Annotated in this window: 16 protein-coding genes and 1 pseudogene; 10 read left to right on the top strand and 7 right to left on the bottom strand. The window is 69.4% G+C overall.

What is annotated here, in order from left to right:
• Positions 1–495 precede the first annotated feature (495 nt).
• Positions 496–1,041, top strand: coding sequence for a hypothetical protein (locus WME75_RS41575; protein ID WP_437482691.1), 546 nt, complete (start codon positions 496–498; stop codon positions 1,039–1,041).
• Between the two features lie 128 nt (positions 1,042–1,169).
• Here WME75_RS41575 and WME75_RS41570 read toward each other — a convergent pair whose 3' ends face one another.
• From WME75_RS41570 to WME75_RS41560, 3 genes are all read right to left on the bottom strand, one after another.
• On the bottom strand, positions 1,170–1,928 hold the full coding sequence (locus WME75_RS41570) for an SDR family oxidoreductase (protein WP_437482688.1): 759 nt from the start codon (positions 1,926–1,928) through the stop codon (positions 1,170–1,172).
• 525 nt (positions 1,929–2,453) lie between these two features.
• Positions 2,454–2,888, bottom strand: a complete 435-nt coding sequence (locus WME75_RS41565; protein WP_437482685.1) for a fosfomycin resistance glutathione transferase — start codon at positions 2,886–2,888, stop codon at positions 2,454–2,456.
• 281 nt (positions 2,889–3,169) lie between these two features.
• Entirely contained in the window at positions 3,170–4,105 is a 936-nt protein-coding gene (locus WME75_RS41560) for a glutathione S-transferase family protein (RefSeq protein ID WP_437482682.1), read from the bottom strand.
• 279 nt (positions 4,106–4,384) lie between these two features.
• Here WME75_RS41560 and WME75_RS41555 point away from each other — a divergent pair, with 279 nt between their 5' ends.
• Entirely contained in the window at positions 4,385–5,317 is a 933-nt protein-coding gene (locus WME75_RS41555) for a hypothetical protein (protein ID WP_437482679.1), read from the top strand.
• A gap of 58 nt (positions 5,318–5,375) precedes the next feature.
• Here the strand turns inward: WME75_RS41555 and WME75_RS41550 are convergent, their stop codons facing one another.
• Entirely contained in the window at positions 5,376–7,151 is a 1,776-nt protein-coding gene (locus WME75_RS41550) for a hypothetical protein (RefSeq protein WP_437482676.1), read from the bottom strand.
• A gap of 1,062 nt (positions 7,152–8,213) precedes the next feature.
• Here WME75_RS41550 and WME75_RS41545 point away from each other — a divergent pair.
• Together WME75_RS41545 and WME75_RS41540 are read left to right on the top strand one after the other, a co-directional pair.
• Positions 8,214–9,158, top strand: coding sequence for a hypothetical protein (locus tag WME75_RS41545; protein ID WP_437482673.1), 945 nt, complete (start codon positions 8,214–8,216; stop codon positions 9,156–9,158).
• A gap of 108 nt (positions 9,159–9,266) precedes the next feature.
• Positions 9,267–9,452 (top strand): hypothetical protein, encoded by a 186-nt coding sequence (locus WME75_RS41540; RefSeq protein ID WP_437482671.1) that lies wholly within the window; start codon positions 9,267–9,269, stop codon positions 9,450–9,452.
• Between the two features lie 116 nt (positions 9,453–9,568).
• Here WME75_RS41540 and WME75_RS41535 read toward each other — a convergent pair whose 3' ends face one another.
• On the bottom strand, positions 9,569–10,120 hold the full coding sequence (locus WME75_RS41535) for a hypothetical protein (protein WP_437482668.1): 552 nt from the start codon (positions 10,118–10,120) through the stop codon (positions 9,569–9,571).
• A 492-nt stretch (positions 10,121–10,612) separates the two neighbouring features.
• On the opposite strand from WME75_RS41535, the gene WME75_RS41530 reads away from it, so the two are divergent.
• Complete coding sequence (locus WME75_RS41530) at positions 10,613–11,533, top strand: hypothetical protein (RefSeq protein ID WP_437482665.1); 921 nt, start codon at positions 10,613–10,615, stop codon at positions 11,531–11,533.
• 18 nt (positions 11,534–11,551) lie between these two features.
• Positions 11,552–11,845 (top strand): annotated as a pseudogene (locus WME75_RS41525) (carboxylesterase family protein); the annotation flags it as partial.
• Between the two features lie 35 nt (positions 11,846–11,880).
• Here the strand turns inward: WME75_RS41525 and WME75_RS41520 are convergent.
• On the bottom strand, positions 11,881–12,159 hold the full coding sequence (locus WME75_RS41520) for a hypothetical protein (RefSeq protein ID WP_437495102.1): 279 nt from the start codon (positions 12,157–12,159) through the stop codon (positions 11,881–11,883).
• Between the two features lie 79 nt (positions 12,160–12,238).
• Here WME75_RS41520 and WME75_RS41515 point away from each other — a divergent pair, with 79 nt between their 5' ends.
• A complete protein-coding gene (locus WME75_RS41515; protein ID WP_437495028.1) occupies positions 12,239–12,340 on the top strand; it encodes a hypothetical protein in 102 nt (33 codons plus the stop codon).
• A 767-nt stretch (positions 12,341–13,107) separates the two neighbouring features.
• Here the strand turns inward: WME75_RS41515 and WME75_RS41510 are convergent.
• Positions 13,108–13,329: an addiction module protein gene (locus WME75_RS41510; protein WP_437482662.1), complete on the bottom strand. Its 222-nt coding sequence runs from the start codon at positions 13,327–13,329 to the stop codon at positions 13,108–13,110.
• A 571-nt stretch (positions 13,330–13,900) separates the two neighbouring features.
• On the opposite strand from WME75_RS41510, the gene WME75_RS41505 reads away from it, so the two are divergent.
• The 3 genes from WME75_RS41505 to WME75_RS41495 all read left to right on the top strand — a co-directional run bounded on the left by WME75_RS41505 (position 13,901) and on the right by WME75_RS41495 (position 15,711).
• Complete coding sequence (locus WME75_RS41505; RefSeq protein ID WP_437482659.1) at positions 13,901–14,092, top strand: hypothetical protein; 192 nt, start codon at positions 13,901–13,903, stop codon at positions 14,090–14,092.
• Positions 14,067–14,555, top strand: a complete 489-nt coding sequence (locus WME75_RS41500) for a nucleotidyltransferase (RefSeq protein ID WP_437482656.1) — start codon at positions 14,067–14,069, stop codon at positions 14,553–14,555. Before WME75_RS41505 ends, WME75_RS41500 begins: the two co-directional genes overlap by 26 nt.
• A 373-nt stretch (positions 14,556–14,928) precedes the next feature.
• Positions 14,929–15,711 carry a hypothetical protein gene (locus WME75_RS41495; protein WP_437482653.1) on the top strand — a complete coding sequence of 261 codons (783 nt, stop codon included), beginning with the start codon at positions 14,929–14,931 and terminating at the stop codon, positions 15,709–15,711.
• The last annotated feature ends 305 nt before the right edge of the window (positions 15,712–16,016 follow it).

Here is a 16,016-nt window from a genome sequence, read left to right as displayed (position 1 = left end):
CCGCAGGCGCGCGACGGCGCTCACCGGAAGCAGGCCCTTGTCGGGCCATCCTCGTCGATACGTCACGGCCATCCTCTTGCGGAGTTGCCGATAGACGTCTCCAGCGAGCTCGGGTGCGGGTAGACCAGCGACTTGACCCTTGCTGAGCTCGATGACGGCCCAGCGGCCGTCGTCTCGGAGAGCTACCTCCAGAATGGCACAGGCCTCCGGCGTGCTAGAATCAGTTCTACCGTACAAAGACGTCTTTGGCGGAACCTGCTGATTGTTGTGTGAGCGCTCACCGTGTGTGCGCTGATGGCCAGGGGGCCGATGGCATCGACAAGAGATGCAGGCGCGCACGCGGCAGATACCATCCTGTAAAATTCTGGTGTAGGTAGACGCCCGGCGTCATGGCACGGTGCCAGAGCGTGAAGAAGACGCTCCGCAGGAGCGGCGGTGTTCGCCGTCTCGTTCGAGTCGGAGCAGCGTAACCCTTATTGTCAGGAGCAATCTCAAATGAAGAGTCTCAGCTTTGCAGCGATTCTGGTCACGGTGTGCGCGGTGGCGGCCTGTTCGGATGACGGCGGCTCGGGGGGTGACGGCGGGGCGGGCGGTGGGGGCGGCGCGTCCGGCACCACCGCGTCCTCCTCCTCGGGGCCGAGCTCGACAGTCACGGGCACGGGCACGGGCACGGGCACGGGCGGCGAGGGGGGCAGCGGCGAGGGGGGCGGCGGCGAGGGCGGCGGCGCCGACTGCACAACGCAGTGCTTCGAGGACCATACGGTGGGGGCCCTGGAGTTCTTCCAGCTGACGCTCGACACCTGCGGCTGTGCGGAGGGCGCGACGTGCGCCAGCGCCTGCGACACGACGGATCCTGAGACCGACGCCTGCGAGGACGATGGCTCCGGTAACCTACAGACGGCGCTCGAGGGGAACGATGCGTGCCTGGACTGCGTTGACGGGCTCGAGGACGAGGACGCTTGCATCGGGACGGTCGAGGCGGGATGCAGCGCCAGCGAGGGGTGCGCCGCGTTCGCCGCGTGCGTGACCGCCTGTCCGTGAGACCCTAAGGGCGGTCTCGCCCCCGGCTGCGCCGCTCCGGCGCAGCCTCGATTCATCGCCATCCCTGGACGACAGCGCGCGAGGCCGGCGGCGACCTGGCTGAGCTCGAAGCGCCCCTTGCGCCGTGATCACGAGGGCTCGAGCCGCGACAGGGCGAGCCAGTCGTCGAAGCGCGTCGGCATGACGCGCGCGCCGTCGCCGGGGGTGAGCGACTGATCGTCGAGCTGGACGCCAAAATAGGGCGCATCTGCGTCGACGATCACCTCGCGGCTCTCCTTGCTCGCGCTCAGATGCTTGCGGACGAGCTCGGCGAGCGGGCGCCTCTCGGGACCGGCCACCTCGACGGTGCCGTTCATGGGCGCCCCAAGCGTGACATCGGCGAGGGCCTCGGCGACGTCCTCGGACGCGATCGGCTGCACGAGCGCCGGCGAGAGGCGGACCCCATCCGCGCCAGCGCCGGAGCGCGCGATGCCGCCCATGAACTCGAAGAACTGCGTGGCCCGCAGGATGGTGTAGGGGATCCCGGAGGCCTTGATCAGCTCCTCCTGGGCCATCTTCGCGCGAAAGTAGCCGCTGCCGAGCATTCGATCTGTACCGACCACCGAGAGCGCCACATGATGTTTGATGCCTGCGGCGGCCTCAGCGGTGAGCAGGTTGCGGCCCGAGACCTCGAAGAAGTCGAGGACCGCCTTGTCCTCGAACGACGGCGAGTTCGCCACATCGACCACGACCTCGGCGCCTGCGAGCGCTTCAGCGAGTCCTTCGCCCGTGATGCAATTGACGCCGGTGCCAGGCGACGCCGCGATGACCTCTTGGCCCTGCTGGCGGAGCCTGCGCACGAGCTTCGTCCCGATCAGCCCGGTGCCGCCGATAACCACGATCTTCATATCTTTCTCCCTCGTCCATCACGCGAAGGACCGGTGCCTTGCTCCTGTGATCCCGCGCTCACCGCCAGGATGAGGTCGGTGATGCTCGTGTGACAGGGGGCGAAGCATTTTTCTGGGCCGGTCTCCCGCCGCGGCCGCCAGCGTGGGTCGGGGTGCACCACCGCGGATCGGGGGCGGAGCGACGCGGCGGGCGGAGCGACGCGGGCCTATGACCTGCGCCAGGCGGCTCAGCCTGCCTCTCTGGATCTCCTCGAGGCCCTGGCGAGGGTCCTTGCGTGTACGTACGCGGCGCGCCCGCCGGCCACCGGGCGACGCTAGGTCCACACGCGCGAGATGGCGGCGCGCCTTCGGTGGCGCCGCGGCGGCCCGCGCCGCGAGCGCCTCGTGAACGACCCGGGCTGCGACCGTATCCCTGTGGCTGATTCAAGGTCGATGATGGCTTCGTGCCGGGCGATCTTCTCGAGCCTCTTCATGGCGCGGTCGTCGACCTGCAGCCGCTGCTCGAACAGGCTCCGGTAGACGTCTTCACCGCGCCGGCGTCTCGCTCTCTCCGTCGTCGAAGAACTCCATCCCTTCGTAGGGCTCCTCGCGGCAGGAAGCGAGGCGTGTCCGGAGGTCGCCGACGTGGATCTCGAGCCTGTGTCCGTCCGGGTCTTCAAAGTAGAGCGACGTCCCTTCGGAGCGGTTCTCTTTCCAGATCCGGGCTCCGCTCAGGCGAATGGCCTCTTCCAGGGAGGCGAAGCCCTGTGCATCGACCGAGAACGCGAGGTGCGAGCCGTCGACCTGCCGAGCGGCGCGCGCGTCCAGCTCCAGACAGAGCCAGAGCGTCCCCAGCTCGAGATACGCGCCTCTGGTCCACTGCGCTCGCCGCCTTCCGCCGAGCACCTGGACGTAGAAATGCACGGTGCGGTCGAGGTCTCGAACCGCGAGGGTCACGTGGTTGACGCCGCCGATCGCCATGGCTCCGGCAGTGTAGGCGACAATGGGCTCGTGCGGGGGTGCCGGCTGGACACGCGCAGGCCGATGGCGGTCACAGCTTCAAGCACTACAAGCGTGTCGCCCAGGCCGCCGAGGCAGCCGCCGCTCCGATCTGGCAAGAACGGCATCGGCCCGTGCCGGCGTCGGCGCGATCCATAGGCCGCGAAGGCATCTCGACCTTGCGGAACCTGATGTGGTAGGCGTCCGTGGCTGCTGTTGATCCATGACGACCCTCCTCGGCGATGGACGAGCTAGCCTCCTCGCTACGACGCCGCCCGTCTGGATGCCGGACGCTGGCAGTGCAGATAGACGTACTTCATCAGCCGCGGCCGGTCCTCGAGCAGCTTCAAATGATTCACGATATGCAGAATCGACGCCATCACCAGATCCGCGGCGGTGAAGTGGCCCGCGGCGAGGAAGTCGCGGTCTTTGACCTCGGCGTCGACGACGTCGAGCAGCGCGCTGAGTCGAGCGTGGTGCTTGGCGAGCGCCTCCTGCGCATGCGCGGCGGTCTTCTGCTCCTCGGGCAGCTGCGCGTGGCCGTGGAGCGCCATCACCACGGGAGCGAGGGTCGCCTCGGCGAAGAGCAGCCATTGATAGTACGCGCCGCGCTCGGTCGAGCCCGGCGGCGGCGCGAGCTGTTTCTCCGGGAAGCGGTCCGCGAGATAGAGGCAGATGGCCGACGGCTCGAGGAGCGTGAGCTCTCCGTCGACGAGCGCGGGGACCTCGCCGAGCGGGCTCACGGCGAGATAGTCAGGCGTCTGGTTCTCCTGCTTCGGGAGGTCGAGCCTCACGAGGTCATACGGCGCCTCGAGCTCTTCCAGCAGCCAGCGGGGGCGAACCGAACGGGTGCGAGGCGCAAAATATAGCTTCATCGCACGGGAGGGTAGCAGGGGATGCCCTGCGCCGCGCCTCCGGTGGGCGCGCTGCGGTGGCGCGCGCCGCAGCCGGTGTCGCCCTGGATCGAACCGCGGGATCGGCCCGCGCACGCCGCCCGTGGCGAGGTCTTCGCGGCGTTCTTCTTCGCCCGGCCAGCCGGGCTTTTGCGCGAGGACTTGCTTGCGGAGCTCATCGGCGATCCGGATCCCGGCGGCTGGGTCGTGCTGCCTCTTCCGGTCGCGCCAGTAGAGCTCCTTGTCGCGCTGGGCGGCCGCCCAGCCCTGGCGAGCGAACCGCCGGAGCTCGTCAGCGTTGCGCATCGTGACCGGGCTACCACGACGGCAGCGCCGGACCGAGGCGTGCCTTGCGATCACCACGTCAGGCGGGCGAGCGGGGTGGCGGCCGGCTCGGCGGGCTGCGGCTTGCGCGCGCCGCCCAGGCGTCAGGGCGCGCGCAGGTCACACGGCGTGACCACTCGAGGGAGGTGCCCGGAATTGAAGAGGTGGAGGCGGCTGCACCGGCCCCTGCGGCCCGTACGCATGGGCCTGGTGCGCCGCTTGAGAATTCAGCATGGCTGCAACCACCCGAGAGACGACCCGATGCCCTCTGTGATCCATGAAGCCTTGGTGGAGCTGTTCAAGAACCGGCCGACGCTGGCCGCCGAGATGCTCCAGGACGCGCTCGGCCAGCCGGTGGTGGCCTTCACGGAGGCGCGCGTCGAGTCCTCCGACCTCGCCGAGATCGTGCCCTCGGACCGCCGGGCGGACGTCATCGTCGTGCTGCTGGTCGGCGAGCAGCAGCGGCCCGCGATGGCGATCGTCGTCGAGGTCCAGCTCGGCGTGGACCCGGACAAGCCGTACGTCTGGCCGGTGTACGTCACGCAGACGCGGGCCCGGCACCGCTGCTCGACGTGGCTGCTGATTGTCACGATCGACGCGGAGATCGCGCGGTGGTGCTCGCGGCCGATCAACGCGGGCCACCCCGGCTTGACGCTGACGCCGCTGGTGCTCGGGCCGGCGGGCGTCCCGGTCGTCACCGACGCCGAGCAGGCGAAGGCGGCGCCCGAGGTGGTCGTGCTCTCGGCGATGGCGCACGGGCAGAGCGAGGCGGGGGAGGCGATCGGCGTGGCGTTCCTCGGGGCGGCAGCCGGGCTCGATGAGGAGCGCCGCGCCGTGTACGGGGACCTGGTGCTATCCTCGCTGAACGGTGCGGCGAGGCGGACGTTGGAGGCGATGATGAAGAGCGGATACGAGTTTCAGAGTGAGTTCGCGCGCAGCTACGCGGCCAAGGGCCGGAAGGAGGGCATGGAAAAGGGCCGGAAGGAGGGCATGGAAAAGGGCCGAGAGCAGGGGATCCTCGAAGGCAAGGCGCAGGCCGTGCTCGCCGTCCTCGAGGCCCGCGGGCTGGAGGTCCCTGCCGAGGTCCGGGAGCGTGTCCTCGCGAGCACCGACCTGGCCGAGCTGGACCGCTGGATCCGCCGCGCTGCATCCGTCGGCGACACCAGGGAGCTGCTCGCGACGACCGGCTGCTGAGGGCGCACGGCCTCCGGAAGCCGTCCAAGGACTCGGTGTCCTGCAGGACGCACGCTGGCTACGGTAGCCACCGGCCCACGTCGGCGATGGCGCGGGCGGCGTCCACGAGCGCCGCTGTGCCACCCAGTCGTCGCAAGAGCGGAGAGAGCTCGGTGAGGCTGCCGAAGCCCACCAGCATCCCGGGATATTCATCTGTCCAGTCGTTCCCGAGCTCGTTGCAGAGGACCCTGGCTGCATCGGCAAGGGCCATCCAGGGCGCGCACGCCGCCAGAATGCGCAGCGCCAGCCGGTCGCCGTGCGCGCAGTATGCGGTCATGACCTCTCGTACGGCCTTCTCGCGCATCTCCTGGGGAAGATCGGGCAATATGCCCGCGAAGGCGACCATCCGCGATTCCCCTTCTCGGCTCTCCGCCAGGCCCCAAGCTTCCTCGGGCGAGAGGTCCGTGGGCCGAATCACCAGGTCTCTCGACAGGTACCCGTCGACCTCCTCGTGCTTCGCGCCCGCGCGGATCCGACGGGTGCGCTCAGGGTCCGCTGCGCTCTGGTCCGTCGCCACGCAAGGGATCGGCCGGGGAACGATCTCGCCAAGACCTGCGCACGCATCTGTTGCCCACCGCCGAACCAACTGTTGCTCCGAGCCTGTCAACGCGGAAGCTAGCGTCACCAGCGCCTCGGCACGCTCGCGCGCAGCTCCAGCCGGCTTCTTCAGATCGACCGATGATTCAACATAAGGTGTTGTTCGGTAGTCTACTTCCTCGTGACTTCCCTCTTTCGCGAACAAAGCTCCTTCGACCAGCGCGCATCGAACAATGGCGCAGACCAGCGTTGCCCTTTCGTGCTCGGCTGCTCCAGCGCACTCTGGACTGCACGCTTCGATGAGCGCGTCCTCGGCGGCGTAGCGCGCGCGACGAGCGTCGGTGGTGAACCCGACCAAGCCTCCGGGACGGCTCATCCAGATCTGGAGCCACTCGGGCGACACAAGCCTCATCAGCTCAGACACAGAGACAGAGCGCCGCTTCATATGGGCGCCCAGATACTCCACGAGATACGGCGGCCATGTATCCGGCAAGACCGCTCCGCGCGTGAGCGCCGCCAGACCCCTCCCGATGATGGTATCTTCAACGGACGCGACCTTGTCCGCGTCAATCATCCAGCTTGCACGGCTCGCATCATCGCGGAAGGAATATTTTTCATCGTCGCTCATCAGGACGAGCCTGTGGGCAGAATGCGGCCCGTTCTTGAAAGCTTCGAGCCCGGTCGCATCCAAGCCGACTGCCGAGACGAGATCCTCGTTCGATACGGGAGCGAGCACCGTCCCAAGTGCATCGAAGAAGCGGATCAACGAGGGGTCCATCTCGCCAGTTTTCTCAGCGATTGGCCGCGCGGGCGTCGATCCTTCCGAAGCGTCGCTCTCGCCGGCAAGCAAGAAAAGGCTCGTCTGCTCCGGAGACCAGGCGAGGCGTTCATGCAGGCCCAGACCGCGCGCAGAAGAGCTCTCCGGGCTGGTGGAGACAAGGATGTGCGCCCCCTCGTAGGCTTCACCCAAGAAGGGCATTCGCCTGTGCGGCCAACCATCTGCCGCCCGCTCGACCCCGTCCACGATCACGAGCAACTGAGGGCATTCCTCGTCGGGGACCGAGGAGACCGAGTCGACGCTGCGCAGCGCCATTCGGATTGACAGCATCAGCTCCTCGGGGCTCCGCGGCCGACTGAAGACCGCCGTTGTTGAGCTCCGAAACAAGCCGAAGAACAGCTTCAGCATATCGCGTTCGATCGCGGTCCCAAAGCACGGACTTACCGGCACAAAGATCACCTCGGCTGCCTTGCGCTCCACGATCGATATCGCCCACCGCGCCAGGAGGGCCGTACGTGCCCCGGGATCGGCGCTCGCCACCAAGGCGCAGGCAGGCCCGCCGGCAAGCCAGTCGTCAAGTCGTGCGAGCAACGAGAGCATCTCCGGCGGAGTCGGCCGAACGAGGACCGCTTCCGCGATAGTCCGCCAGAACGCGGCAAGCCCGCGATGCGATCGCGCGTAGCCTGCCTGCGGACCGCGCAAGGATTCGAGGACACTCCGCCTCGCAGCAAGCTCCGGACCGTCAGCCGAGTCGTCGATCCCGTCCGCCCCCTCCGCGCACGTGCGTGTGCTCATCGTGCTCCATTGAAAATCTTCGCGGTGGCAGGATTATAGGTCGACTCGCCGTTCCAAGGAGCGGTTTTCCCAGGTCGGGTCGGAGGGTGTCCCTGGACAGAGGTGTGTGGGATCCCCATCTCTTTCAGCATCGCCTTGCAGACGGGGCAGGGATTGGCTGCCACTCGCGAACTCGACGGGATCGCCGCGCGACATCCTGCCGCTCGTACCGGAGCCATGATGGTTCGGGCACCCGCCGCCATCGGTCGAGCCGGTGCCGCACGAGCCGGCGCCCTTGCCGCCACCGTCTGCGCCATTGCCTCCGCCGCCCTGGCCGTCGCCCGCGCCGTTGCCTTTACGGCCGCCGGAGCCTCCGCCTCCGCCCCCATCACGAAGACGCCGGGGTCCATGCCGGGAATGGCAGGGATGTTCAGAACCGGGACGGTACGGGCCATACGCCGACGATACATCAGCGGACCGGGCGTGCGGAGCGGCTGCGGCAGGAAGGGACGCCGGGAAAGCCGGGGCGCTCAACCCGGGTCGGGTCGCGCTACGCGACGGCGGCCGGCGCGGCGCGCTGCGGCTTGCGCGCGCCGCCCAGGCGTCAGGGCGCGCGCAGGTCACAGGGCGTGACCAATCGAGGGAGGTGCCCGGAATTGAAGAGGTGGAGGCGGCTGCACCGGCCCCTGCGGCCCGTACGCATGGGCCTGGCACGCCGCTCGAGAATTCAGCATGGCTGCAACCACCCGAGACCCGAGAGACGACCCGATGCCCTCTGTGATCCATGAAGCCTTGGTGGAGCTGTTCAAGAACCGGCCGACGCTGGCCGCCGAGATGCTCCAGGACGCGCTCGGCCAGCCGGTGCCGGCCTTCAGGGAGGCGCGCGTCGAGTCCTCCGACCTGACGGAGGTGATGCCGTCGGACCGGAGGGCGGACGTCATCGTCGTGCTGCTGGTCGGCGAGCAGCAGCGGCCCGCGATGGCCATCGTTGTCGAGGTCCAGCTCGGTGTGGACTCGGACAAACCGTATGTCTGGCCGGTGTACGTCATCCAGACCAGGGCACGGCACCGCTGTCCGACGTGGCTGCTGATCGTGACGATCGACGCGGAGATCGCGCGGTGGTGCTCGCGGCCGATCGACGCGGGGCACCCCGACTGGACGTTGAAACCGCTGGTGCTCGGGCCGGCGGGCGTCCCGGTCGTCACCGACGCCGAGCAGGCGAAGGCGGCGCCCGAGGTGTCCGTGCTCTCGGCGATGGCGCACGGGCGGGGGGAGGCGGGGGAGGCGATCGGCGTGGCGTTCCTCGGGGCGGCAGCCGGGCTCGATGAGGAGCGCCGCGTCGTGTACGGGGACCTGGTGCTATCCTCGCTGAACGGTGCGGCGAGGCGGACGTTGGAGGCGATGATGAAGAGCGGATACGAGTTTCAGAGTGACTTCGCGCGCAGCTACGTGGCGAAGGGCGTGGAAGAGGGTGTGGAGAAGGGCCGGAAGGAGGGTCAGAAGGAGGGTCGAAAAGAGGGCCGGAACGAGGGGATCCTCGAAGGCAAGGCGCAGGCCGTGCTCGCCGTCCTCGAGGCCCGCGGGCTGGAGGTCCCTGCCGAAGTCCGGGAGCGCGTCCTCGCGGGCACCGACCTGGCCGAGCTGGACCGCTGGATCCGCCGCGCTGCATCGGTCGGCGACACCAGGGAGCTGCTCGCGACGACCGGCTCCTGACCGCCGGCGCAGGCAGCGTCCCGGCGGGCACGTTCATCCGGGCCTGCCCGCGCTGCCGCCGTTCTGGTCGCCGCTCGCCGACCTGCCCACGAACTCGCGGGCGCACCGGTGACCCCGCAGCGGTACGGTGAGCTGCTGGTCGAGGCGTTCGGCGAGGCCGCCGAGCCGGTCGAGGCGCGCTGTCCGCTGGAGGCGTTCGAGTCGAACCCTGCCCGGTCCGACCGGATTTTCGCCGCGGCTGGCTCATCGCCGGGCTTTCGGGCCGCGGATCTGTCGGTGGGATTTGGGCGCTGAGATAGGTTCAGGGCGTCACTCGGGCGCGGCCCGTGTCGCTGGACGCGGCGAACGCGGCGGCTACCCCGACCCGGGTCGCCCCAACCCAGGTCGGGTTGCTGTTCGTTCGGGTCGCGCTACGCGACGGCGGCCGGTTCGGCGGCGGCCGGTTCGGCGGGCTGCGGCTTGCTGCGGGCGCCGCCCTGGCGGAAGGTGCCGAGGAAGTCGAGCAGCAGCTTCCAGCGGCCCGGCAGATCGCGGTCGTCTTCCTTGAGGGCGTTGATCCGGCGGGCGATCTTCTCGAGCATCTTCATGGCGCGGTCGTCGACCTGCATCCGCTGCTCGAACAGGCTGCGGTAGACGGAGTGCGCGACGGCCTCGCGCGCGGCGAGGTACTTCTGCTCGGCCTGGGCCGCGAGGAGCGCCTCGGGGGTGACGTCCGGCAGGTTGAGCGCGCCGGCGTCCTCCGCGAGCAGCGCCGCCACGTCGTCCAGGATGCCCGCATAGCCGGGCAGCGCCTTGCGCAGCCGCGCGGTCTGCTCGGGCTTGAGCGGCGGCGAGAGCGTCACGCCCAGCATGTCGGCCACCTCGCGGGTGCTCGGCGGCCTGGCCGGCCTGGTGCTGCTCGGCTTCGTGGTGGGGCTCGGGCTCTTCTTCTTCGTCGTCTGCTTCGTCGTTCGGGTTGCCATGGAGTCCTCCTGGCGGGTTCAAGGTCGATGATGGCTTCGTCAGCAAGGAATGATGGGCCAGCCATCATTCCATCCTGGAGCGTTCATCGTCGAAGCCAGCTGGGTCAACCCCGGAGCAAGGTCCGGTCGACCTCCAGCACGGATTCAGCACCCTCGCGACGGGCGCGATGGTGCGCGTCCGCCGCGACGCCCGCCTGAAAAGCTCCAGCGGGCGTCCATGGTGATCCGGGGAAGTCCGGGGACGACGCGATTCGGGACGTCGTCGCGGAGCGCGAGGCAGAGCGGACGAGCGGAACGCGCGGGCCACGGGGCGGGGTGGGTGACGTGCCCAGGCGTCAGAGCGCGCGCAGGTCACATAGCGTGACCACTCGAGGGAGGTGCCCGGAATTGAAGAGGTGGAGGCGGCTGCACCGGCCCCTGCGGCCCGTACGCATGGGCCTGGTGCGCCGTTCGAGAATTCAGCATGGCTGCAATCACCCGAGAGACGACCCGATGCCCTCAGTGACCCATGAAGCCCTGGTGGAGCTGTTCAAGAACCGACCGACGCTGGCCGCCGAGATGCTCCAGGACGCGCTCGGCCAGCCGGTGGCGGCCTTCACGGAGGCGCGCGTCGAGTCCTCCGACCTGACGGAGGTGATGCCGTCGGACCGGAGGGCGGACGTCATCGTCGTGCTGCTGGTCGGCGAGCAGCAGCGGCCGGCGATGGCCATCGTTGTCGAGGTCCAGCTCGGCGTGGACCCGGATAAGCCGTACGTCTGGCCGGTGTACGTCACGCAGACGCGGGCCCGGCACCGCTGCTCGACGTGGCTGCTGATTGTCACGATCGACGCGGAGATCGCGCGGTGGTGCTCGCGGCCGATCGACGCGGGGCACCCCGACTGGACGTTGAAACCGCTGGTGCTCGGGCCGGCGGGCGTCCCGGTCGTCACCGACGCCGAGCAGGCGAAGGCGGCGCCCGAGGTGGTCGTGCTCTCGGCGATGGCGCACGGGCGGGGGGAGGCGGGTGAGGCGATCGGCGTGGCGTTCCTGGGGGCGGCAACCGGGCTCGATGAGGAGCGCCGCGCCGTGTACGGGGACCTGGTGCTATCCTCGCTGAACGCAGCGGCGAGGCGGACGTTGGAGGCGATGATGAAGAGCGGATACGAGTTTCAGAGTGAATTCGCGCGCAGTTACGTGGCGAAGGGCGTGGAAGAGGGCGTGGCGAAGGGCCGGAAGGAGGGCCGGCAGCAGGGGATCCTCGAAGCCAAGGCGCACGACGTGCTGGCCTTCCTCGAGGCCCGCGGGCTGGAGGTCCCTGCCGAGGTCCGGGAGCGCGTCCTCGCGAGCACCGACGTGACCGAGCTGGACCGCTGGATCCGCCGCGCTGCATCCGTCAGCGACGCCAGGGAGCTGCTCGCGACGACCGGCTCCTGAGCCACCGGCGCAGGCAGCGTCTTCGACGCTTGTGGGCTCGCCGTTGGCGGCGACGGCGTCGTTGTCGTGACGATCAACTTTCGGCTCGGCCTCTTCGGGTTCTTCGGATACCCCGGACTCGACGGCTCGGGGACCTTCGGTCTGCAGGATCAGCACGCGGCGCTGCACTGGGTGTAGCGCAACATCGCGGCGTTCGGCGGCGATCCGGGCAACGTTACCCTGCTCGGCGAGTCGTGGAGTGCCTTCGCCGCGAGCGCGCAGCTCACCTCAGCGGCGGCGGCTGGGTTATTCCATCGCGTCGCGCTGCAGAGCGGCTTCGGGCTGGCGGACTATCCGGCGGGCACGTTCTATCCGGGCCTGCCCGCGCTGCCGCCGTTCTGGTCGCCGCTTGCCGAGCTGCAAGCGACGGGGGAGGCGCTCGCGGCCGAGCAGGGGTGGGTCGAACCGGCGAGCGAGCCGGCCGCCGCCACGAGCTCCCCGCGGTCGACCCTGACCGCCTCTCCGCCATCACCGCTCCCTCTCCAGAGGCCCGCCTCGTCGCCCGCGGTCTCCTCCGCGCCTTCCACCGTCTCCGTCCCGAGCTTCGCGAGATCCTGGCGCTCGCCGCCACCGGCCTCTCCCTGCACGAGATCGCCGCCTCCCTCTCGCTCCCGCGCCCATAACCACCCCAGCGGCGACCCGACGCCGACCCGCGAGGACGAAGCGATGACCCTGGAGCTGCGCCACCTCTCCTCGGAGCTGCACGTCCCGCTCACCGCCCACGTCATCGTCACGCCCAGCGGCCGCTACGCCGCCGTCCACGAGTAGGCCATCGCGGGACGCTGTGCCCCTGTGATGGGGCGCAGCACCCCTGCGCGTCCAGCAGCCCGCCTCCAGCGCGCCGCCCCGGCCGGGAGCCCCGCCATGCGTTCGCCCTCGTCATCGCGTCCGCCCGGCCGGCAAGGAGGCCTCCAGCTCGTCCACGCGTCCATCCCGGCTCGATGTCGATCGCGACCGTCACCCTCGCTCTTCCCGAAGCGCTTTACCAGCGGCTGAAGGCGACCACGCTCGCGACCCGACAGCCGCTCGAGGCCGTGATGCTGCGCGCGCTGAGCCTCGGCCCCCCGCCTGGGACGACGTGCCCCCGGAGTTCCAGGCCGAGCTCGTCGACGCGGAATGGCTCACGATCCGCGCCGATCGCACGTTCCCCCACGGGCGCGCGGCAGATGCGCACCGCGCCCTGCGAGAGGCGGTGGGGCGGGAGGAAAGATCGCCCTGAATCTCTCCTGAGCGCCGCTGGCTATTTCAGTCGGTTCCGCCAGTAGCCAGGCCTTCGACTCGTGTGGCCAAACGCCAGCACGAGGACATGCTCGTCGCGGATGACGAAGTAGGCCACGTACGGGAACCGTGCGAACAGGAACCGGCGGACGATCTTGCTGCCCGGAACGAGAGGCCATGGGGTGGGGCTCGCCGCGATTGCATTCAGTACGCGATCGGCCTCGACCAGCAGATCGTCACGAGGCCCTCTCGCTCCTGCTCATACCAGTCCACGGCGGCGGTAAGCTCGGCATCTGCCTCGTCGAGAACGACGACCCTCATTTGCGGTTCGCGCGGAGACGCCTGGCGAGCCGCTCCCGAACATCGTCCCAGGGCTTCACCTTCGCCGTGCCGCGGCCCACGTCCAGCAGACGTCGCTCCACCTCGGCGAGCCAGGCAGCCTCAACGTCCTCGTCCGCGGGTCCGTCGAGGCTCGCGATCAAGCGCTTCGCGACGTCTGCTCGCTCCTCCGGCGGAAGTTGCAGGGCCTCGGCCAGCACGGCGTTCCTGGACGACATGCCGGGATTGTAGAGGATTTGAGCCCATGGCTCACCACGGGCCGGTGCGAGCGAACTTGACTCCACGCGCGACCCGGGGACAGGGAGGGCACGGAGGGAGGGCACGGACGGCCGACGCCCCCTCCGCCGGCTACCCCAACCCGCACCCACGCCGCGCGCGCCGGGGAGCGCTCCTCACCGGCGCCGCCCGCGTGGCGCGTACCTTCGGCCCGAGGCTCGCTTCGGAAGGCTGCGCCCGTGCGCATCCGCCAGCCAGCCTCCAGCGCACCGCCCCGGCCGGCAGCTCCGCGGCGTCCTCGCCGGGCGCCCGGCGGCGTGAGCCCGACGCACGACCTCGGCGACGGCGGGCCCGGCGGCTGGGGGCTCATGGATGAGCCGGCGTTCCACCTCGGCCCGCGGCCCGACAAGGGAAGGTGAGGGCCGAGCTGTTCAACGCGGTGGAGCTCGACCTGGCGGCGATCTGGCCGAGCCGAGATGACGAGTTGGTGCGCAGCGGTTCGCCGCGAAACCGGGGCTCGTCCATCGCAGCAAAGCGTGGTACGCTCCATCCACGATGGTCGATCCTGAAGCGACACCTCCGGTCTACAACGAGGACGGTGTCGACCTCACGCTCATCCGCTGGATGCTGAGCCTCACTCCAGCAGAACGGATCGCCACCCTCCAGGCCCACATCGACTTCGTCACGCTCGCCCGAGAGAGCAGGCGAGCGCGAGAGCCGCATGCCCGCGTCGACGAAGATCGTTGATCTGCTCGGGGTGCTCGCCCGGCATCGAGTCGACTTCATTGTCGTCGGTGGCGTCGCCGCCGTGATTCACGGAGCGCCGGTCAACACGTTCGATCTGGACGTGGTGCACGCTCGCACGCCGGACAACATCGAACGGCTGCTCGGTGCGTTACGTGAGCTCGATGCGTTCTACCGGACAGACCTCCAGAGGCGGCTTCCGCCAACCGCGTCTCATCTCGTCTCCCCTGGGCATCAATTGCTGGCGACCCACATGGGAGCGCTCGATCTTCTGGGCACGATCGAGGAAGAGACGTCGTATGAGGAGCTCTTGGCCGATAGCGAGGAGCTGGATCTCGGCGGGACTCCGATACGCGTCATCACGCTCGAACGGCTCATCGTGATCAAGGAGAAGCTCACCCGTCCCAAGGATCAGGTGATGCTCCTGGTGCTTCGCGCGACGCTCGACGAACGGAGACGAAGCTGATCGTCGCGCTCAGATCGCGGGCACCTCGGACGGCCAGCGGCGGCTCGGCATCGCCGATCTCTCCCACGCTCTCCACGGCAGCGGTCCCACGCTCGCCAAGGCGGTGCCTGGAGCGGCCTCCGAGCAGATGTCGGGTGCTCCGGAGGCATGTCGAGAACACCTCACCCGCTTTCGGAGGTGGCCCCGATGAGCGGCGCCCCCGTCGACGCCCCCGCCGAGACGGCGGCTGAGCTGCCGACCGCAACCGAGGCCGCCCTCCTTGATGTGGTGCTCGGCCTCTCCGGTGTCGGCCGCGCATCCTCGGCACGGCCGCGCTGCCGTGAGCGCCCAGGCTCCTCGCTGCCAGGCTCCGCGGAGAATATGCTGCGCCGCCATGCGCGTCCTCCAGCTCGTCCTTCCCTCCTTCCTCGCTCTCCACACGCTCGGGTGCCTGGGATCGTCCGGGGCCGCGTCCTCGCATCCATCGGCGTCGACGGGCTACTCCGCGTCGGTCGGATCGTCCCTGTCGAGCGGTATGGGCGGCGTCAGCGCGGTGTCTCCGAGGGCGAGCCCGGGCGGCTTCGTCGTCCGGCCCGATACGATCGAGATCACGTTCGCGCTCACGGGCCGCGGCGCCGATCCGCGCGCGATCCTGGCGGATCTCAGGACGCGCGCACAGGCGATCACGCAGCGGCTCGGGGAGGCCGCCGGCTCCCCGGTCACGAGCAAGATGCGCGGAGTGTCCACGTCCGCGGACGGGAGCGAGCTCGCCGAGCCGGCCGTCTACGTGGTTCGCGTCGACGGCTCGATCGACGTCGCTCTCGCGGCGGAGCAGGACTACTGGGCACGGAGCGGTCTATGGGTGTCGCTCGTTGCGGCGACGCGCGATCTCGTCGCGGCCACGAAGTCCTCCAAGACGGGCGTCGAGCTCGGCTTCTCCGCGCCGCGTCTCCTGCTGAAGGACGCCGAGGAGCTCCGCCCGAAGCTCCTGGAGCTGTGGACGGAGAGGGCCCGTCAGCTCGCGAAGATCGCCCAGTCGGACAAGGCTCCTCTCGCGATCGTGGACTGCGCGCCTCCGGGCGACATCGACCAGCGCGTCGTCTCGCTCGAAGAGATCTCCCTGAGCCTGCCGGTGAACTGCAAGCTCAGCTCCACCGCCGCGGCGCTCGCGCCGTGAGGCGCTCTCCGATCTTCAGCTCCCCGGGAAACGATGACGGCGTACTCCGGGGCCATGACGCCGCCCTCGGAGAGCACGGGAGCAGCGGAGTCCACCGCGGAGTTGTCGCGGCGATACGTGAGCCACGCGGTACAATCCCCCCGGTGAATCTTCCCGAGCTGGAAACCGAAGCCCTGAAGCTGCCCGTCGCGGAGCGCGCACGTCTCGCGGAGACGCTTCTGGAAAGCTTGGACGAGCTCTCCGAGGAGGAGCACAGGCGTCTTCTTCGTCTTGGTTCAGGGGGCCATGGAGTCCCCCTGGCGCGT

The sequence above is a fragment of the Sorangium sp. So ce1014 genome, from assembly GCF_051521505.1.
In the GTDB taxonomy this organism is placed as follows: domain Bacteria; phylum Myxococcota_A; class Polyangia; order Polyangiales; family Polyangiaceae; genus Sorangium.
Note: the sequence above shows the minus strand (reverse complement) of the source record. Positions and strands in the feature narration are given on the sequence as shown.